Annotated in this window: 15 protein-coding genes, 1 tRNA gene and 1 pseudogene; 6 read left to right on the top strand and 11 right to left on the bottom strand. The window is 64.5% G+C overall.

The genetic code is table 11. From position 1 onward, the window contains the following. Positions 1–59: 59 nt before the first annotated feature. From AC0NIH_RS17280 to AC0NIH_RS17260, 5 genes and pseudogenes are all read left to right on the top strand, one after another. Entirely contained in the window at positions 60–1,250 is a 1,191-nt protein-coding gene (locus AC0NIH_RS17280; protein WP_473461850.1) for an aminotransferase class V-fold PLP-dependent enzyme, read from the top strand. A gap of 13 nt (positions 1,251–1,263) precedes the next feature. Next, complete coding sequence (locus tag AC0NIH_RS17275) at positions 1,264–2,241, top strand: HpcH/HpaI aldolase/citrate lyase family protein (protein WP_473461853.1); 978 nt, start codon at positions 1,264–1,266, stop codon at positions 2,239–2,241. Positions 2,242–2,259: 18 nt separating this feature from the next. Then, positions 2,260–3,444: a malate--CoA ligase subunit beta gene (locus AC0NIH_RS17270; RefSeq protein ID WP_473461855.1), complete on the top strand. Its 1,185-nt coding sequence runs from the start codon at positions 2,260–2,262 to the stop codon at positions 3,442–3,444. A gap of 14 nt (positions 3,445–3,458) precedes the next feature. Continuing rightward, a complete protein-coding gene (gene sucD / locus AC0NIH_RS17265; RefSeq protein ID WP_473461857.1) occupies positions 3,459–4,358 on the top strand; it encodes a succinate--CoA ligase subunit alpha in 900 nt (299 codons plus the stop codon). Between the two features lie 177 nt (positions 4,359–4,535). Next, a pseudogene (locus tag AC0NIH_RS17260) lies at positions 4,536–4,760 on the top strand (4-hydroxy-tetrahydrodipicolinate reductase); the annotation flags it as partial. A gap of 122 nt (positions 4,761–4,882) precedes the next feature. Here the strand turns inward: AC0NIH_RS17260 and AC0NIH_RS17255 are convergent. After that, positions 4,883–7,321 carry a GcvT family protein gene (locus AC0NIH_RS17255; protein WP_473461859.1) on the bottom strand — a complete coding sequence of 813 codons (2,439 nt, stop codon included), beginning with the start codon at positions 7,319–7,321 and terminating at the stop codon, positions 4,883–4,885. A gap of 157 nt (positions 7,322–7,478) precedes the next feature. Continuing rightward, positions 7,479–7,563, bottom strand: a tRNA-Leu gene (locus tag AC0NIH_RS17250). 234 nt (positions 7,564–7,797) lie between these two features. On the opposite strand from AC0NIH_RS17250, the gene lipB reads away from it, so the two are divergent. Next, the gene (lipB, locus tag AC0NIH_RS17245) at positions 7,798–8,541 is read left to right on the top strand and encodes a lipoyl(octanoyl) transferase LipB (RefSeq protein ID WP_473461862.1); all 744 of its coding nucleotides are present in this window, start codon (positions 7,798–7,800) and stop codon (positions 8,539–8,541) included. Positions 8,542–8,561: 20 nt separating this feature from the next. Here the strand turns inward: lipB and AC0NIH_RS17240 are convergent, their stop codons facing one another. From AC0NIH_RS17240 to nuoN, 9 genes are all read right to left on the bottom strand, one after another. Next, entirely contained in the window at positions 8,562–9,812 is a 1,251-nt protein-coding gene (locus AC0NIH_RS17240) for a site-2 protease family protein (RefSeq protein WP_473461864.1), read from the bottom strand. A gap of 450 nt (positions 9,813–10,262) precedes the next feature. After that, positions 10,263–10,946: an ABC transporter ATP-binding protein gene (locus tag AC0NIH_RS17235; RefSeq protein ID WP_023763668.1), complete on the bottom strand. Its 684-nt coding sequence runs from the start codon at positions 10,944–10,946 to the stop codon at positions 10,263–10,265. Continuing rightward, positions 10,943–12,229 carry a lipoprotein-releasing ABC transporter permease subunit gene (locus AC0NIH_RS17230; protein WP_023763326.1) on the bottom strand — a complete coding sequence of 429 codons (1,287 nt, stop codon included), beginning with the start codon at positions 12,227–12,229 and terminating at the stop codon, positions 10,943–10,945. The genes AC0NIH_RS17235 and AC0NIH_RS17230 overlap by 4 nt, the downstream gene beginning before the upstream one ends. After that, positions 12,226–13,554, bottom strand: coding sequence for a proline--tRNA ligase (proS, locus tag AC0NIH_RS17225; RefSeq protein WP_287272525.1), 1,329 nt, complete (start codon positions 13,552–13,554; stop codon positions 12,226–12,228). The genes AC0NIH_RS17230 and proS overlap by 4 nt, the downstream gene beginning before the upstream one ends. Before the next feature lie 653 nt (positions 13,555–14,207). Continuing rightward, positions 14,208–14,492: a DUF1467 family protein gene (locus tag AC0NIH_RS17220; RefSeq protein WP_352708571.1), complete on the bottom strand. Its 285-nt coding sequence runs from the start codon at positions 14,490–14,492 to the stop codon at positions 14,208–14,210. Next, positions 14,489–14,893: a methylmalonyl-CoA epimerase gene (gene mce, locus AC0NIH_RS17215; RefSeq protein ID WP_473461867.1), complete on the bottom strand. Its 405-nt coding sequence runs from the start codon at positions 14,891–14,893 to the stop codon at positions 14,489–14,491. Before mce ends, AC0NIH_RS17220 begins: the two co-directional genes overlap by 4 nt. Positions 14,894–14,995: 102 nt before the next feature. Beyond that, the gene (locus AC0NIH_RS17210) at positions 14,996–16,666 is read right to left on the bottom strand and encodes a ribonuclease J (protein WP_473461869.1); all 1,671 of its coding nucleotides are present in this window, start codon (positions 16,664–16,666) and stop codon (positions 14,996–14,998) included. 94 nt (positions 16,667–16,760) lie between these two features. Then, complete coding sequence (locus AC0NIH_RS17205; RefSeq protein WP_013894823.1) at positions 16,761–17,582, bottom strand: biotin--[acetyl-CoA-carboxylase] ligase; 822 nt, start codon at positions 17,580–17,582, stop codon at positions 16,761–16,763. A gap of 5 nt (positions 17,583–17,587) precedes the next feature. Beyond that, positions 17,588–19,024, bottom strand: coding sequence for an NADH-quinone oxidoreductase subunit NuoN (gene nuoN / locus AC0NIH_RS17200; protein ID WP_473461872.1), 1,437 nt, complete (start codon positions 19,022–19,024; stop codon positions 17,588–17,590). Between the last annotated feature and the right edge of the window lie 8 nt (positions 19,025–19,032).

Below are 19,032 nucleotides of genomic sequence, written 5' to 3'. Positions count from 1 at the left end.
TTGGCCGTCGAAACGAAACTCCCCATCACCGCTTTGCTGGATCAGGAGGAGTTCGCACCATGGCCGGTTTCACCCATCTTTTCATTCCCGGGCCGACCAACATTCCCGAACAGGTCCGGCAGGCGATGAACCTGCCGATGGAGGACATGCGCGCCGCGTCCTTCCCCGATCTCACCTTGCCGCTGTTCGAGGATATCAAACGCGTGTTCAAGAACGAGACCGGCCGCGTCTTCATCTACCCGTCCTCCGGCACGGGTGCCTGGGAAGCCGCGATGACCAATGTGCTCAGCCCCGGCGACCGCGTGCTGATGTCGCGCTTCGGCCAGTTCTCGCATCTGTGGGTCGACATGGCCGAGCGGCTGGGTTTCGAGGTCGACGTCATCGACTGCGAATGGGGAACCGGCGTTCCGCTCGAACTCTATGCGGAGAGGCTGAAGGCCGACAAGACGCACCGCATCAAGGCGGTCTTCTGCACGCAGAATGAGACCGCGACCGGCGTCACCAGCGACGTCGCCGGCTGCCGCGCCGCGCTCGACGACGCAAACCACCCTGCCCTGCTCTTCGTCGACGGCGTGTCGTCGATCGGCTCGATCGACTTCCGTCAGGAAGAATGGGGCGTCGACTGCGCCGTCAGCGGCTCGCAGAAGGGTTTCATGCTGCCCGCCGGCCTCGGCTTCCTGTCGGTCAGCAGGAAGGCGCTTGTGGCTTCGAGAACCGCGACCCACCGGCACTGCTTCTTCTCCTTCGAGGACATGATCCGCGCCAACGACGCCGGCTATTTCCCCTACACGCCGGCGACGCAGCTGCTGCGCGGCCTGCGCGCCTCGCTCGACCTGATCGCCGAGGAAGGGCTGGACACCGTCTTCGCCCGCCACCATCGGCTGGCCGAAGGCGTACGCAAGGCGGTTGACGCCTGGGGCCTGAAGCTCTGCGCCAAGGCGCCGAAATGGCATTCCGACACGGTCAGCGCCATTCTCGTCCCCGAAGGCATCGACAGCGGCGACGTCGTCAAGCGTGCCTACCAGACCTACCGGACCTCGCTCGGCGGCGGTCTCAACAAGGTGTTCGGCAAGGTCTTCCGCATCGGCCATCTCGGCTGGCTGAACGAGGTGATGGTGCTGGCCTCGCTGTCGGCGGCCGAAATGGCGCTGCTCGATTGCGGCGTGCGGCTGGCGCCCGGCTCCGGCGTCGGCGCCGCAATCCAGCATTTTCGCGCCTCGGCCGCGGTGCCGGTCGCCGAAGCGGCGTGACAGGGAGCCGACGATGAGCCACACCATCAACCATTTGAAGAAACTGAGGCTGCAGCGCAGCGAGCTGGCGGTTCCTGGTTCAAGCCCGGAAATGATCGACAAGGCGGCCAACAGCGCCGCCGACTTCGTCTTCCTCGACATCGAGGACGCAGTGGCGCCGCCGGATAAGGAACGCGCCCGCAAGAACATCATCCAGGCGCTCAACGACATCGACTGGCGCGCCAAGGGCAAGACCGTTTCGGTGCGCATCAACGGCCTCGATACGCATTACATGTACCGCGACGTGGTCGACGTGATGGAACAGGCCGGCGACCGGCTGGACACCATTTTGGTGCCGAAGGTCGGCGTGCCGGCCGACCTCTACATGGTAGAGGCCATGGTCAACCAGATCGAGATGGCCAAGGGTTTCAAGACTCGCGTCGGCCTCGAAGCGCTGATCGAGACCGCGCTCGGCATGGCCAATGTCGAGGCGATTGCCGCGACCCCTGGACGGCTGGAAGCCATGCATTTCGGCGTCGCCGACTATGCGGCGAGCTGCAAGGCGCGCACCGTCAACATCGGCGGCCTCAACCCCGACTATCCCGGCGACCAGTGGCATTTCGCGCTCTCGCGGATGACGGTCGCCTGCCGCGCCTATGGGCTGCGCGCCATCGACGGGCCGTTCGGCGATTTCTCCGATCCCGAAGGCTACATCGCCGGCGCGAAGCGCGCTGCGGCACTCGGGATCGAAGGCAAATGGGCGATCCATCCCTCGCAGATCGCACTCGCCAACGACGTCTTCTCGCCGCCGGAAAAAGAGGTCACGCGCGCCAGGCGCATCCTCGAAGTGCTGAAGGAAGCCGAGGCGCAGGGCAAAGGAGCGGCCGCGCTCGACGGCAAGATGATCGACGCCGCGTCGGAACGCATGGCCAGAAACGTATTGGTGGTCAACGAAGCTATCGAGCGCGCGGGCCAACTTACCCAACGAGAGCCGCGCGTCGCAGCACTTTGACTGTTCAGGGAGGAAAAAATGGACATCCACGAATATCAGGCCAAGGAACTGCTGGCACGGCACGGCGTGCATGTGCCGCGCGGCGGGCTGGCCTACAGCCCCGAACAGGCGACCTACCGGGCGCGCGAGATCGGCGGCGGCAAATGGGTCCTGAAGGCGCAGGTGCATTCCGGCGCGCGCGGCAAGGCCGGCGGCATCAAACTGTGCGCCAATGACGAGGAGATCTCGAGTGCCGCCGAAGCGATGCTTGGGCGCAAGCTGGTGACGCAGCAGACCGGCCCACGCGGCAAGCTGATCTCCAGGCTCTATCTCGAGGAAGCCGTCGACATCGCGCAGGAGCTCTATGTCGGCTTCGTCCTCGACCGCAAGGAAGAGCGCGTCATGATCGTCGCCTCGGCCGCCGGGGGCATGGAGATCGAGGACATCGTCGAGAAGGCCCCCGATTCCATCCTGCGCACATCGGTCGATCCCGGCGTCGGCATGCAGCGCTTCCAGGCACGCGAGATCGCCTTCGGGCTCGGCCTCGACCACGATTTGATCGGCAAGGCGACCGAGACCATCTTCAGCTGCTACCAGGTGTTTCGCGACTACGACGCCTCCATGCTGGAGATCAATCCGCTGGTGGTGACCCGCGACGGCAGCCTGATCGCGCTCGACGCAAAAATGTCGTTCGACGAGAACGCACTGTTCCGCCGTCCGGAAATCTCCGAGCTGCGCGACAAGAGCCAGGAAGACCCGCGCGAGACCTTCGCCAGCGATCGCGGCCTCTCCTATGTCGGCCTCGACGGCAACATCGGCTGCATCATCAATGGCGCGGGCCTTGCCATGGCGACGATGGACATGATCAAGATCGCCGGCGGCGAGCCGGCCAACTTCCTCGATATCGGCGGCGGCGCCTCGCCCGAGCGGGTGGCGAAATCGTTCCGCGCCGTGCTCGGCGACAAGAATGTCGAGACCATCCTGGTCAACATCTTCGCCGGCATCAACCGCTGCGACTGGGTTGCGGAGGGCGTCATCAAGGCGATCCGCGAGGTCGGCGTCAACGTGCCCTTGGTGGTGCGGCTCTCCGGCACCAAGGCCGAGGAAGGACGCCGCATCCTGGCCGATTCCGGCGAGGCGGTGATCGTCGCCGACACGCTGGCCGAAGCCGCCGAAAAAGCCGTCGCCGCATGGCGCGCGGCCGCCAAGAAAAAAGCAGCCTGAGAGAGGTCGAGAAAATGGCAATCCTGCTCAATCGCAGCACCCGCGTCATCGTCCAGGGGTTTACCGGCAAGATCGGCAGTTTCCACGCCGACGACATGAAACGCTATGGCACCAAGCTCGTCGGCGGCGTCACCCCCGGCAAGGGCGGCCAGAAGCATCTCGGCCTGCCCGTCTTCAACACGGTCAAGGGGGCGGTGCGCGAGACCCGCGCCGAGGCGAGCATCGTCTTCGTGCCGCCGCCCTTCGCCGCCGATTCGATCATGGAAGCGGCGGACGCCGGGATAAAACTCTGCATCTGCATCACCGACGGCATCCCCTCGCAGGACATGATGCAGGTCAAGCGCTACATGCGCCGCTACCGCTTCGAGGACCGCATGCGGCTGATCGGGCCGAATTGCGCCGGCGTCATCACGCCAGGCCAGGCGCTGGTGGGCATCATGCCCGGCAACATCTACCTGCCCGGCCGCATCGGCATCGTCGGCCGCTCCGGCACGCTGGGCTATGAAGCCGCCTCGCAGATGAAAGCGCTCGGCATCGGTGTGTCGACCAGCGTCGGCATCGGCGGCGACCCGATCAACGGCTCCTCCTTCAAGGACATTCTAAAGCTGTTCGAGCAGGACGACGAGACCGACGCCGTGGTGATGATCGGCGAGATCGGCGGACCGCAGGAGGCGGAAGCCGCGATCTGGGCGCGCGACAACATGCGCAAGCCCCTGATCGCCTACATCGCCGGCCTTTCCGCCCCGAAAGGCCGCCGCATGGGCCATGCCGGCGCCATCATCTCCGCCTTCGGCGAATCGGCGCAGGAGAAGGTCGAGATCCTGAAAGAGGCCGGGGTGATAATCGTGCCGACGCCGTCATCGTTTGGCGAGGTTGTGGCCGATACGCTGGCCAGGATGAAGAAGGCGGCGTAACCTTCGGGAACAGCCGGCGTGCGGGCAGTTGCCGGAGCACGAGGCGGCGCGATCTGAATGCGCCGCCCAAATGGCCTCTCCCAAACAGCCGAGCGGGCCGGCGCCTTGACGCCGGTTCAGTTCAGGACGGCGGGTGGCGGGCCGGCTTGCCAGCCTGTCGTTCTGGCGGGCCGGCTCTCAAACACGCTGGCAAGATTGTGTGCCGCCCGCGGTGGGCCAGCCCTGGTCATCGGCTCGACCGGATTCGATGCCGCCGAACTAGCCGAGGCCGCCAAGACCGTCGCCATCTTGCGCTCCAGCAGCTTTTCGGTGGGGCTGAACATGCTGGTCGGATTGGTCGAAGAAGCATTGAGAGCGCTCGATCCCAACGACTGGGACGCCGAGGTCTTCGGCGGACATCATCCAGGGCCACGGCGGCAAGATCGAGTTGCAGGACAACGAGCCAAACGGCCTCGTTGTCACGATCGATCTGCCGAATGGACCAAAGGTACAGCCTTTATAGGACGGCCACGTGCTGGGGGTCCCTACATGCGCCCGCGCACGCCTTCCGGATCATAAGGAGAGTCTTCGATCACCCTTGCCGGACGTCGCTCGCCGAGGATTGAAACCTCCAGCGTTGTCCCCGGCGTGCCAAGCTCCAGCGGCAGCAGCACCAACGCTATGTCGTGGCCAAACGTATAGGAGTAGCCCGCCGAGGTGACGCGGCCGACAAGTTTGCCGTCGCGATAGACGCCCTCATAGGCAAAGGCGCTCGCACCGTCCGTGTCGATGGACAGCGTGACGATCCGGCGCGTCGTGCCCTGCTTTTGCTTCGTGGCCAGGGCGGCACGGCCGATGAAGTTGCCCTTGTCGAGCCTCACGAAGCGGTCGAGACCGCTTTCCCAGGCCGAGAGTTCGAGGTTCATGTCGCGGTACATGGCGCGGTAGGACTTGTCGAGACGCAGCGATTCCAGCGCCTGCAGCCCGACCAACCTGAGCCCATGCGCCTGTCCCGATGCCAGAAGGGCATCCAGCAAATGCCGCTGGTAGCAGAGCGGATGATAAAGCTCCCAGCCGAGTTCGCCCGAATAGTTGACGCGCATCAGCCGCACGTCGCTGGCCAGGCCAACGGTCGCCGACCGCACGCTGAACCAAGGGAAAGCCTCGTTCGACAGATCGATCTCGGTCAGCGGCTGCAGCACGTCGCGCGCTTTGGGTCCGACCACGGTGAAGCTGCCGCGATCGTTGGTGACATTGCGCAGGTGCACGCTGCCGTCCTTCGGCAGCAGCCGGCTTAGGTCGTCGTGGTTCCAGCGCTCGGCGCGCGGTGTCGAGACGAGGTAGAACAGCTCGCTCCCCAGCCGCCCCACCACATACTCGGCCTGCACGCCGCCGGTCGGCGTCAGGTGATGGGCGAGCACGATGCCTCCGAGCTTCGGCAAGCGATTGGCGAGGATGCCGTCGAGCCAGCGCTCGGCGCCCGGGCCGCCGACCTCGAACTTGGTCATCGGCGTCATTTCGACCAGGCCGGCGGCTTGCCGGACGGCCTGGACCTCCTCGCCGACATAGTTGCCCTTGGCGGTCCAGCGCCAGCTGTACGAATTGCGAGCCTCGACACCCGAAGGCGCGAACCAGCTTGGCATTTCCCAGCCGTTCAGCACATCCCACACCGCGCCGAGCTGGCTCAGCCGCTCGTAGGAAGGAGCCGTCTTCTGCGGCCGTGCCGCCGGCATGTCCTGGCCCGGATAATGCTGTGCCGCATGGGTGCCCCAGGCTTCCCGCACCTTCTCACGCGTCCAGTTCTTGTTGGCATGGTCGCCAAAGCGCCGCGGATCCAGTTCCGCCGTGTCGATGCTATTGCCGCCTTCGACAATCCGCTCGGAAAGATAGTGGCCGATCGCTCCGCCCCACAGGATGCCGCCCGGCACGCCTTCGGCGAGCCAGACATTTTGAAGCCCCCAGGCCGGCCCCATCAGCGGCAGTTCATCGGCCGTCATTTGGAAAGGTCCGCGCACATTCCGCTTGATGCCGGCGCGCCCGAGCGCGGGCACAAGTGCACTCGCCCGTTCCCAGTTCCACGAGACGGCGTCGAAATCCTCATCGAGCAGGTCGGCGCCGAACCATTCCGGCACGCCGTTCTCGGCGAACAGCTTGAGCTGTTCCGTGCGCTCGTAGGGGCCGAACATCAGCCCGTCTCCCTCTTCGCGCAGATAACCCTCGTAGCCCTCGTCCCTCAGGATCGGCATTTCCGGAAGGCCAAGCCGCTTGCGCTCCACCACTTCGGGCACCGCCTCGGTGATCCAGTACTGATGCACGATCGGGATGGCCGGAATGTCGAGGCCCAGCATGGCGCCGGTCTGGCGCGCATAATTGCCGGTGGCGAGGATGACGTGTTCGCAGATCATGTCGCCACGGGAAGTTCTGATCTTCCACTCGCCGCCCGACAGCCGCTCGAACCCCGTCACTTCGGTGCCGAGATGGATCTTGGCGCCAAGGTCGCGCGCCCCCTTGGCCATGGCCTGGGTCACGTCGGCGGGCGCGATATGACCGTCATCGGGATGATAGAGCGCGCCCAACATGTCGTTGTTGTCGAGCAGCGGCCAGATCTCGCGCGCCTCGGCGGGCGATACGATCCGCGCCCGGATCCCCTGGACCTCGGCGACATCCATGTAGCTGCGATATTCGTCGAGCCGGTCGCGTGTGTTGGCGATGCGCAGCTGGCCGCATTTGTGCCAGCCGACCTTCTGGCCGGTTTCGGCTTCGAGCCCTTCATAGATCTCGATGGACTTGGCGATCATGCGGCCGACGTTGAGGCTGCGCGCATAGGAGGGTATCAGCCCCGCCGCATGCCATGTCGAACCGGCGGTAAGCTGCGTTCGCTCGAGCAGCGCGACATCGCTCCAGCCACGCTTCGCCAGGCCGTAAAGAATGCCTGCGCCGACACAGCCGCCACCAACGACCACGGCCCGAAAATTGCCCAACATACGCGATGCCCCTGGATGGAGTTGTCCCGGGCACTATAGGCAAGCGCGATCTCGTCGGTCACGGCATTTGCGACGCTGGCGTGGCGAATGGCGATTGGTGCACCATTGCGTGCTGGCGCGCACTGTCGCCGAGGCAAGCCGGAACGGAGAGAGAAAATGGTGCGGTCGAGAAGACTCGAACTTCCACGGGTTGCCCCACAGCGACCTCAACGCTGCGCGTCTACCAATTCCGCCACGACCGCACGTGGTAGGAGCCGGAACCGACCGGCTCGCGGCGTGTAGCAAATCGTTTCCGGCGAAACAAGTGCGCCGCGAGCAATAATCTCAAGCGATTGGCATAACGGTCCACAGGATTGGAAAACTGGGCCGGAACTGGACGTTTTGCCCGTTTGAGGCCATATGGAAGCAAATGCATGTCGCCCGGAAGTGCAAGGCGGTCTTGGGCTATGGTATGCATGGGCAAAAAGCGACACGCCATGACAGAACGCAGCCAGATCGCCACGTCATTCCTGCCCCTGCCCGGGTCAGCGCCGGTCGAATGGCGTATCGAGCCGGGCCTCACCGCCTATCCCGACGCGCTTGCCTCCATGGAGGCGCGCGCCGAGGCCATCCGCAGCGGTGCCGCCGGCGAGATGGTCTGGCTGGTCGAACATCCGCCGCTCTACACCGCCGGCACCAGCGCCCGCATCGAGGACCTGATCGAGCCTGACCGCTTTCCGGTCTTTTCGGCAGGACGCGGCGGCGAATACACCTATCATGGGCCGGGCCAGCGGGTTGCCTATGTGATGCTCGACCTGAAGCGGCGCCGCGAGGATGTGCGCGCCTTCGTCGCGGCGCTCGAACAGTGGATCATCGGCACCCTCGCCGCCTTCAACGTGCGCGGCGAACGCCGCGAGGACCGGGTCGGCGTCTGGGTGGTGCGGCCCGACCGCCCCGCTTTGCCGGACGGATCGCCGGCCGAAGACAAGATCGCGGCCATCGGCATCCGGCTGCGGCGCTGGGTGAGCTTTCACGGCATCGCCATCAATGTCGAGCCGGAGCTCACCCATTTCAGCGGCATCGTGCCGTGCGGCGTCCAGGACCATGGCGTCACCAGCCTCGTCGACCTCGGCCTTCCCGTTGGCATGGCCGACCTCGATCTGGCGCTGAAATCCGCCTTCGAGGATGTCTTCGGCCCGGCCATCGCGTTGCCTGTCGAAGCGGCCCGGAAGGCCGGTTGAGCCTTTCAATCCGGGGCGGCTCAGATGAGCTGCGCCGACGCCCACAACACACCGCAGCCATGGATGACGAACACCGCCAGCAGCGCGCCGGCGATGGCGAAGCGGTCGACGATGCGGATCGGCTCCAGTTCGTGACGCGGCTTTATCCCGCTGCCCACCGTCAGCAGGCTGAGGATCGAAAAGACCGCTCCCGCCACGATCAGGAACCCTGACGAGAAGCCGGCCTGCCGGCCGAGCGCCAGGAACGCGGACAGCAGGAAGAACGAGGCCAGCGCCAGCATGATCGGCCCCGGGCAGATCTGGCGCAGCACCTGGCCGCCATCGAACTTCCACACCGGCACCAGATTGGCGATGTTGAACAGGGCAGCACAGCCGGCCAGCGCCGCCAGGAGCGCTGCGGCGGCCTTGTGCCCCTCGCCGCCGGCAAACACGCTGGCGGCAATGACGATCGGCACCAGGAAGGCGGAAAAGCCCGCCCCCATCAGCGCCACGAAGGCCACCTCGAAACGGCTGTTGTAAGGCCGGCCGCCAATGGCGATGCCGCCGAGTAGCGGGATGAAGATCATCCGCGCCTTGCGGTGGCCCATCAGCCGGAACGCGGCCATGTGGCCAAGCTCGTGCAAGGCCACGACCGACGTCAGGATCGAGGCCAGCGCCAGCCCGCCGAGGTGCAGCCCGAAGAACGGCCACAGGATCAGTGCCGACAGCACGGCGAAACCGACCTGGCTCAGCGGATGCTCGAACCAGCCGCCCTTGCGATACTGCCCGGTGACCGCCCAGCGCTGCAGCTTGGAAAGTTCGCGGCGCATGGCGAAATAACGGAACACCAGGAAGGCGACGCCACGGTAGCGGTCGGTCCGGCCGAGCGTCACCCGCGTGCCGCCGCCTTCCGAAGCGAGATCCGTGGTTTCGCTATAATCCTTCCAGAACGAGCCATCGAGAGCGGTGTCCTCGATGACGCGCATCGTGAAGCTGCTGCCTTCGACGACGTCTTCGAGCTTCGACCTGCGCTCGATCGGCTTGCCGTCGCGGCCTTCCCACGACAGCATGATGCGAGCCTCGCCCTCCCCGTCCAGCATCTGCGCCGACAGGATCTGGCCGGACCAGCCGGCATCGTTGCCGAGCGGCCACAGCGCCTGCCAGAGACGCTGCCGGTCCATGGCAACCACGCGGGTGGACCTGACCGTTCGCAAACCAAGCGGCACGGTTATCAAGAGAAAGATCAGCCCGAGATTGCTGACCACCAGAATGGCGGTGATGATGGGCGACACCTGGACGTTGCTCCTGCCTTGGTGGAGAACCCTAACGTCGCGGCGGCAAGAAAAGCTTAACGGCGGGGCGGCCTTGCGCCCGCCGGAACTGCGGCGAAAGCCGCCAAATCACATGGCTCCGATCCAGATCGCCATGGAAACGAGAAACGCACTCATGCAAACCAGCGAGACGACATCCTGAACCAGATCGGTCATAACTCTCTCCTGTTGTTGATATGTTCGCAATTTGTTCTAATTTTGTTTCAAAGTCAACGAGCAGAATCCGCCCGCGGCCGGAATCTTCGAGCGATCAAATCGGCAGGGTTAAGAAAAGGTTGACGGGTGTCAGGCAGGGCTATGTGGCAGATCACATGCCTTTGCGATTGGCTCATACGCCCATCGTTTCGTCATCCTAGGGCGGAGCAAGGAGCGGAGCGACGCGCGCAGACCCTAGGATGACGAAATGGAGCTTCACAGCGGCACCACCTTGCCGTCGGCCAGCGTGACGCGCCGGTCCATACGCGATGCCAGCTCGTGATTGTGGGTGGCGATCAGCGCGGCGAGGCCCGACTGGCGGACCAGCGCCTCCAGCGCCTCGAAAACATAGGAGGCGGTGACCGGATCGAGATTGCCGGTCGGCTCGTCGGCCAACAGCACCAGCGGCGCATTGGCGACCGCGCGCGCGATGGCGACGCGCTGCTGCTCGCCGCCGGACAACTCGGCCGGCCGGTGCGATGCGCGCTTGCCGATCTGCATGTAGTCGAGCAGTTGCGCGGCGCGCTCGGACGCTTCCTTGCGGCTCAGCCCTTTGATCAGTTGCGGCATCATGATGTTTTCCAGCGCGGAAAACTCCGGCAGCAGATGATGGAACTGGTAGACGAAGCCGACATCGTTGCGGCGTATCGAGGTGCGTTCATCGTCGGACAGCCGCCCGCAGGCCCGGCCGGACAGGATGACGTCACCGGCGTCGGGGCGTTCCAGCAGGCCCGCCGTGTGCAGCAGCGTCGACTTGCCGGTGCCCGACGGCGCCACCAGCGCCACCATCTCGCCGCGCCGCAGCGCAAAATCGGCGCCGTTCAGGATGGTGAGCTTGCGCGGCCCCTGGACATAGTGCCGCTCGACGCTCTTCAGCTCGATAATGACCTCGGCCATTATTCGTACCTCAAGGCTTCGACCGGATCGAGGCGAGCTGCCCGCCATGCCGGAAACACCGTTGCCAGGAAGGACAGGGCAAGCGCCATGATGATGACATAGGTGGTCTCGCGCGGATCCATCTTTGCCGGCAGCTGGCTGAGGAAGTAGAGCTCGGGGTTGAACAGCACCTTGCCGGTCATCCAGGAGAAGAACTGGCGGATCGATTCGATATTGGTGCAGATGACGACCCCGAGCAGCACGCCGGCGAGCGTGCCGGTGACGCCGATCGCAGCCCCTGTCATCAGGAAGATGCGCAGGATGGCGCCGCGCGAGGCGCCCATGGTGCGCAGGATGGCGATGTCGCGGCCCTTGTCCTTCACCAGCATGATCAGGCCGGAAATGATGTTGAGGGCCGCCACCAGCACGATCAGCGTCAGGATCATGAACATGACGTTGCGCTCGACCTGCAGGGCGGAAAAGAAGGTCTCGTTGCGCTGGCGCCAGTCGACCATGTCGATCGGCCGCTGTGCCGCTTCTTCCACCTTCGGTTTCAGCGCGTCGACATTATCGGGATTGTCGACATAGATCTCGATCGTCTGCGCCCGCCCGTCCATATTGAAATAGAGCTGCGCCTCTGAGAACGGCATGTAGACGATGGAAGTGTCATATTCCGACATGCCGACTTCGAAGATCGCCGAGATCTTGTAGCCCTTCATGCGCGGCGTCGTGCCGATCGGCGTCACGTCGCCATCGGGCGAGATCAGCGTGATGGTGTCGCCCAGCGTCAGGCCGAGATTCTCGGCCATGCGCTTGCCTATGGCAACGCCCTCGCCGCTGTCGAAATCGGCGAGCGAACCCTGCTTGATGTTGTTGGCGACGATGGCGATCTTGCCGAGATCCTCGCTGCGTATGCCGCGCACCAGCGCGCCGGTGCCGCCACCGACATTGCCTTGCGCCAGCACCTGGCCGTCGATCAGCGGGATGGCGTATTTGACGCCTGGCACGCCGTTGATGCGGCCTGCGACCTGGGCGTAGTCCTCGAGCGGCGAATCGATCGGCTGCACGATCAAATGGCCGTTGACGCCGAGAATCCGCGTCAACAGCTCGGCGCGGAACCCGTTCATCACGGCCATCACCACGATCAGCGTCGCAACGCCCAGCATGATGCCGAGGAAGGAGATCGAGGCGATGACCGAGATCACCGTCTCCTTGCGCCGCGAACGCAGGTAGCGCCATGCGACCGTGCGTTCGAAGACGGAAAAGGGACCGGCGCCCGCCGATCTTGCCGCGGCCGCCTCGCTCATGCGGCGGCACCGAAGCGTTTTTTCGCCTCGGCGATCGGCAGCGTCTCGCGCTCGCCGGTCTTGCGATTCTTGATTTCGACCTCGCCGGCGGCGACGCCGCGCGGCCCGACGATCACCTGCCAGGGCAGGCCGATCAGGTCGGCGGTGGCGAACTTGCCGCCCGGCCGCTGGTCGGTGTCGTCGTAGAGCACATCCTTGCCGGCATCGGCAAAGGCGGCATAAAGCTCGTCGCAGACGCGGTCGCAGTCGGCATCGCCCGCCTTCATGTTGATCACGCCGATGTCGAACGGCGCCACGGCTTCCGGCCAGATGATGCCGTTCTCGTCGTGGCTGGCTTCGATGATTGCCGCGACCAGCCGCGACGGGCCGATGCCGTAGGAGCCACCGGAGACGAAATGATCCTTGCCGTCGGGGCCGGTCACCTTGGCGCCCATGGGCTTGGAATATTTGTCGCCGAAATGAAAGATGTGTCCGACCTCGATGCCCCGCGCCGAGACCCGGTCGGCTTCGCCGATCTTGTCCCACGCCGCCTCGTCATGCATCTCGTCGGTGGCGGCGTAAGGCGTCGTCCACGTCTTGACGATATCGGCGATCTCGCCGTCATTGGCGAAGTCTGTGTTTTCGCCGGGCACCTGGAGCGACAGATAATCGCGATCGCAATAGACCTGGCTCTCGCCAGTGTCGGCCAGTATGATGAATTCGTGGCTGAGATCGCCGCCGATCGGCCCGGTATCGGCCCGCATCGGGATAGCCTGCAGGCCCATGCGCGTGAAGGTCCTGAGATAGGACACGAACATCCTGTTATAGGCCGCCTTGGCGCCCTCGAAATCGAGGTCGAAGGAATAGGCGTCCTTCATCAGGAATTCGCGCGAGCGCATGACGCCGAAGCGCGGCCGCACCTCGTCACGGAACTTCCACTGGATGTGGTAGAGATTGAGCGGCAGGTCCTTGTAGGACTTGACGTAGGCGCGGACGATTTCGGTGACCACTTCCTCATTGGTCGGACCGTAGAGCATGTCGCGGTCCTGCCGGTCCTTGATGCGCAGCATCTCCTTGCCATAATCGTCATAGCGGCCGCTTTCGCGCCACAAATCGGCCGACTGGATGGTCGGCATCAGGATTTCCAGTGCGCCGGCGCGGTTCTGCTCCTCGCGGATGATCTGACAGACCTTGTCCAGCACCCGCTTGCCGAGCGGCAGCCAGGAAAAACTGCCCTGCCCCTGCTGGCGGATCATGCCGGCGCGCAGCATCAGCCGGTGCGAGACGATCTCGGCCTCGCGCGGATTTTCTTTCAGGATAGGCAGGAAATAGCGCGACAAACGCATGGACTGGTCCGTGAATGAGAACGGCCGCGCCAGAATCGGCGCGACGCAGGTTTGCTTGCCCCGGCTTCATAGCCATTTCATGGCGGAATGGAAACCCGGCCATAGCCGCACTTCAACGCCTTCCGGCCCGGAATCCCTTGGTTCCGGGTCAGGCCGCGCTGGCAATCGAGCGTGCCAAACCACTTCGGATTTGGCCTCCAATTCTTTGCGCGCGTCAATGCAGAACATGCCGTAAAGGCTCCCTTGCACCCTGCTGGTCGTTTCGAAAGCAAAGCATGCCATACTATTGTGCAGTGCAGCACGAGAATGCCTGTTTCGAGGCAAAATTCTTCGTGACATTTTCATTCGGCTTAGGCTAATGTCCCGCGATAACCGAGAGGGCGGAGACAAATCTGCTCTCCTACGCGGTCAAAGTCTTGGGAGGATGCGATCTAGGCGCGGTTACTCGCTGCCGCCGGAAACCGGAAACAGATCGGACGCGTTTAATTGCAAGGCCTCGTGCCTTGCATTTTTTTTGTGCAATCATCTGGTTAGCGCGGCGAGTTGCCAGCTTACATGACCCAGCGTCAGCTTGCGCAGGGTGGCGGCGCGTGGCGGCATTTCAAGCCCATCCGCACCGCTCCGATCTCTTCCAAGCAGCCTTGCCGGGCGCTCTATTTCGCCGGTGTCTGGCCGAAATCTGGTACGATGTGCGGGATGTCGTTGAGGCTGTATCCCAGCCCGTGCGTCAGGCCATAGAAAATGCCCATCAGGATCGCCGTCGCGACGGTCGTGCGGATCACGGCGCGCAGCATATGCGGCCCGCGCGGCGCGCTCGGCACCGTGCCCAGCGTAACGTCCTGATCGTCGTCCTGCGTCCTCACGCTGAACGGCAGCACGGCGAACAGCACCACCCACCAGGTCGCGAAAAACAGCGCGGTGAACGAAACCCAGCTCATGATTGCTCCAGTTCGATCAGCGTGCCGAAGAAATCCTTCGGATGCAGGAACAGCACCGGCTTGCCATGCGCACCGATCTTCGGGTTGCCGTCGCCGAGCACGCGGGCGCCGGCGGCCTTGAGCTGGTCACGCGCGGCCACGATATCGTCGACCTCGTAGCAGAGATGGTGCATGCCGCCGGATGGGTTCTTCGCCAGGAACGCGGCGATCGGCGAGCCCTCGCCAAGCGGCTCCAGCAATTCGATCTTGGTGTTGCCCACATCGACGAACACCACCGTGACGCCATGCTCCGGCAAAGCCTGCGGTTCCGTCACTTCGGCGCCAAGCGTATTGCGGTAAGCAGCAATTGCCGCCGCCAGATCCGGCACCGCAAGCGCGACATGGTTCAGCCGTTCAAGCATTGGTTTTCCTCAAGGCAGCAACGCAAACGGACCGAGGGACGAGCACAACGCAACTTGCCTTCCCTATTGCCGTACTGCCCTACTCCCTTATTCCCCTGTTCGTCACCTTGTGACGAACACCGTCACCAGCGGCTTCTTGCCCCAGGCTTCGTTGGCGGCGCCGCGCACCGCGCGCCGCACCGCCTCCTGCACCAGGTCGAGGTCTTTTCGGCGCTGGCGGGGGATCGAATCCACCGCGCCCACGGCCGCATCGATCATCAGGTCTTCCAGCGTGTCGCCACGGGCATCGGCCTCGGCGACGCCGATGGCGACCAGGTCGGGATCGCCGGCCAGTTCATATTTGTCGTCGAGCACGACATTGACCGCGACATGGCCGGCAAAGGACAATTTGCGCCGGTCGCGAATGCCCATCGCCTGGTCGGTGCCGATCAAATTGCCGTCCTTGTAGATGCGGCCGAACGGCACCTGGTCGATGATCGTGGCGGGGCCGGGAGCGAGCCGCAGCATGTCGCCGTCGCGCACCTGCGCCACCTGGCCGATGCCGGAGGTCGACATCAGCGATCCCTGCGCCACCAGATGCGCGGCCTCGCCATGCACGGGAACGCCGATCTGCGGGCGCACCCATTCGTACATCTTGCGCAGTTCGCTGCGGCGGGGATGGCCCGAGACATGCACCAGCGCGTCGCCGTCCTCGATGATCTTGATGCCGAGATCGATGAGGCGGTTCTTGATCTCGAGGATCGCCTTTTCGTTGCCGGGAATGGTACGCGAGGAAAACACCACCGTGTCTCCCGCCGTCAGCGATACCGATTTCATCTCGTCGCGTGACAGCTTGGCAAGGGCTGCCAGCGGCTCACCCTGGCTGCCGGTGCAGATGATGACGAGGTTTTCGCGCGGGATGAAGCCGAAATCCTCCTCGGCGATGAACTCCGGCAGGCCGTCCATGTAGCCGAGCTCATCGGCCACATCGATGACGCGCTTCAGCGAGCGGCCAAGCACCAGGCACTGGCGCCCGGCGTCGCGTGCGGCCCTGGCAATGGAGACGATGCGCCCGACATTGGAGGAGAACGTGGTGACGGCGACGCGGCCCTTGGCGGCCTGGATGACACCCTTGAGGCCCTCGCCCACCGCGACTTCCGAAGGCGACTCGCCTTCACGCAGCGCATTGGTCGAATCGCAGATCAGCGCCAGCACGCCCTTGTCGCCATAGGCACGGAAGCGCGCTTCGTCGGTCTTCGGGCCGATCGTCGGTTCCGGGTCGATCTTCCAGTCGCCGGTGTGGATGACGGTGCCGGCCGGCGAGGTGATCGCCAGCGACATCGGCTCGGGAATCGAGTGCGCGACGGGAATGGCCTCGATCTCGAATGGGCCGACGGTGAATTTCTCGCCCGCCCGGTAGATCGTCAGCGGGATCTTCGGTGCGCCCTGTTCGCCCTGCCGCTTGGCTTCCAGCAGCCCGGCGCTGAACGGCGTCATCCACACAGGCGCCTTCAGCTTCGGCCAGGTGTCGAGCAGCGCGCCATAATGGTCCTCATGCGCATGGGTGATGATGATGCCGCGCAGGTTGGCGAGGTTCTCCTCGATGAAGCGCGTGTCGGGCAGGATCAGGTCGACGCCCGGATGCGCCGTATCGGGAAAGGTGACGCCGACATCGATGATGATCCATTCGCGCGCGCTCGGCGGGCCATAGCCGTAGAGGGCGAAGTTCATGCCGATCTCGCCAACGCCGCCGAGCGGCACGAAGACGAGTTCGGCGTTTTCCGCTTTCGCCATGATTTTTCCCTTCCTGGCCCTCAGGCCAAGCCGTTGAAGCAATTCCAGGAATAGTGTGTAACGGCTTTCCCACCGGAATTGCGTAAAAACAAAACTATACCCGCGCGGATGCGACCGCGCCGAAATGCACATCGCCGGCGGCGATCGTCAAAACAGACCCGTCATCGTCGCGGATCACGAAACGGCAGTCCTCGTCAATGGTCTCGAACACGCCACGCACCACATTACCGTCAATTCTGACAGCAACCTCACCGCCAAGGCCCGCCGCGCGTGCCAGCCAGCGCCGCCGGATGGCGGCAAGGCCGCGCCCTTCATCCCAAAGCCGGGCATTCTCGCTCCAGGCATCCGACAGCGCCAGGAACAGCGTTTCGGCGTCGCACGCAGCGCCCAATGCGTGAAGCGATGTCGCGGGATACGGCAAATCCTGCGGATGCGCCACAACATTGACGCCGATGCCGACCGCGACCGCGAAACGCCCGCCGTCCAGAACGGCCGATTCCAGCAGGATGCCGGCCAGCTTGGCGCCGGAGGCCAGCACGTCGTTCGGCCATTTCAGCTCGAAGCGGTTTTGGCCCTGGCTGGCGCCGTCGAGGCCGATGGCGATGCGGCCCTTCGGCACCACGGCGTCGAGCGCATCGGCCAGCGCCAGGCCGGCGACGAAGCCGAGTGTCGCGGCAAGGCGAAGTTCGCCGCCGGTGAGGACGAGCAATGTCGCCGCCAGATTGCCTTCCGGCGTCGCCCAGACGCGGCCACGCCGCCCGCGCCCGCTTTCCTGCTTCTTGGAAACGACCCACAGCCTGCCCGGATCGCCTGCCCGGGCATGGTCCAACGCCAGCGCGTTGGTGGAGCCGACGCTGTCATGCGCCTCGAGCCGGAACCCTTCCGACGCCGAGGTTGGAGCCAGCCGAAATGCCATGCCGTCTAGAAGAACGCCTTGGCGGCGGCTTCGGCATAGGTGCCGATCGGCCCGCCGATCAGCACATAGAACAGCACGAAGGCGCCACAGACGCCGAGCACGACGCGCAATTCCGTGGCCATCGGCACGAAACCGCCGACCGGTTCGTCAAACCACATGATCTTGATGATGCGCAGATAATAATAGGCGCCCACCACCGAGGCCAGCACGCCGATGATCGCCAGCGCATAGAGATTGGCGTTGATGGCGGCGAGGAAGACGTACCACTTCCCCCAGAAGCCGGCGAGCGGCGGAATACCGGCCAGCGAGAACATCAGGATGGTCAGGATCGTCGCCATGATCGGATTGGTCGACGACAGGCCTGCCAGGTCGCTGATCTGCTCGACATTGCCTTCCTTGCGCCGCATGGCGAGGATGAAGGCGAAGGTGCCGAGCGTCATCACCAGGTAGATCAGCATGTAGATGGCGACGCCGCGCACGCCGGCCTGGCTGTTGGCCGCAAGGCCGACCAGCGCATAGCCCATATGGCCGATCGAGGAATAGGCCATCAGGCGCTTGATGTTGGTCTGGCCGATGGCGGCAAACGCGCCAAGCGCCATGGAGGCGATCGAGATGAAGACGATGATCTGCTGCCAGTCGGCGGCGATCGGCTTGAACGCGCCCATGGTCACGCGCACGATCAGCGCCATCGCCGCCATTTTCGGCGCTGCCGCGAGGAAGGCCGTCACCGGCGTCGGTGCGCCCTCATAGACGTCCGGCGTCCACATGTGGAACGGCACCGCCGAGATCTTGAAGGCAAGGCCGGCCAGCACGAAGACGAGCCCGACGACAAGGCCAAGCTGACGCTCGCCGCCGCCAAGTGCGGTCGCGATCTCCTGGAAGCCGGTGTTGCCGGTGTAGCCATAGACCAGCGAGATGCCATAGAGCAGCATGCCCGACGACAGCGCGCCGAGCACGAAGTACTTCAGGCCGGCCTCGGTCGAACGCAGATTGTCGCGGTTGATCGCCGCCAGCACGTAGATCGCCAGCGACTGCAGTTCGAGGCCGAGATAGAGCCCGATCATGCCGTTGGCCGAGATCATCAGCATCATGCCCAGCGTGCAAAGCAGGATCAGCACCGGATATTCGAACTTGTCGAAACGCTCCGCCTTGGCAAAGCGCATCGACATCACAAGCGTCACCGCCGAGCCGACCAGCGCCAGCACCTTCATGAAGCGGGCGAAGGAATCCTGGACGAAGGCGTTGCCGTAGGCGCTGCCCTGCCCCGTGGAAAAGATCAGCCAGGCGCCGGATATCACCAGCACGGCGACGGCGAGGCCGGTCACCGTGTTGGCGGTGTTGGCGCGCGAATAGACCCCGACCATCAGCAGCGCGAGCGCGCCGATGGCAAGGATCAGCTCGGGCGTCGAGAGCGACAGGCTGGAGAGAAGGTCCGGCGTCATGGTTCGCA

The sequence above is a fragment of the Mesorhizobium sp. WSM1386 genome (assembly GCF_055901595.1).
The sequence above is the reverse complement of the archived record's forward strand: the minus strand, read 5'-3'. Positions and strand labels throughout refer to the sequence as shown.

Coding starts and splice junctions, on each gene's coding strand:
- AC0NIH_RS17255 (WP_473461859.1), bottom strand. CDS start 7,321: ATGTTGGGCAATTTTCGGGCCGTGGTCGTTGGTGGCGGCTGTGTCGGC.
- AC0NIH_RS17230 (WP_023763326.1), bottom strand. CDS start 12,229: ATGAGCGAGGCGGCCGCGGCAAGATCGGCGGGCGCCGGTCCCTTTTCC.
- AC0NIH_RS17205 (WP_013894823.1), bottom strand. CDS start 17,582: ATGGCATTTCGGCTGGCTCCAACCTCGGCGTCGGAAGGGTTCCGGCTC.
- AC0NIH_RS17275 (WP_473461853.1), top strand. CDS start 1,264: ATGAGCCACACCATCAACCATTTGAAGAAACTGAGGCTGCAGCGCAGC.
- sucD (WP_473461857.1), top strand. CDS start 3,459: ATGGCAATCCTGCTCAATCGCAGCACCCGCGTCATCGTCCAGGGGTTT.
- proS (WP_287272525.1), bottom strand. CDS start 13,554: ATGCGTTTGTCGCGCTATTTCCTGCCTATCCTGAAAGAAAATCCGCGC.
- mce (WP_473461867.1), bottom strand. CDS start 14,893: ATGCTTGAACGGCTGAACCATGTCGCGCTTGCGGTGCCGGATCTGGCG.
- AC0NIH_RS17210 (WP_473461869.1), bottom strand. CDS start 16,666: ATGGCGAAAGCGGAAAACGCCGAACTCGTCTTCGTGCCGCTCGGCGGC.
- AC0NIH_RS17280 (WP_473461850.1), top strand. CDS start 60: ATGGCCGGTTTCACCCATCTTTTCATTCCCGGGCCGACCAACATTCCC.
- AC0NIH_RS17220 (WP_352708571.1), bottom strand. CDS start 14,492: ATGAGCTGGGTTTCGTTCACCGCGCTGTTTTTCGCGACCTGGTGGGTG.
- nuoN (WP_473461872.1), bottom strand. CDS start 19,024: ATGACGCCGGACCTTCTCTCCAGCCTGTCGCTCTCGACGCCCGAGCTG.
- lipB (WP_473461862.1), top strand. CDS start 7,798: ATGACAGAACGCAGCCAGATCGCCACGTCATTCCTGCCCCTGCCCGGG.
- AC0NIH_RS17270 (WP_473461855.1), top strand. CDS start 2,260: ATGGACATCCACGAATATCAGGCCAAGGAACTGCTGGCACGGCACGGC.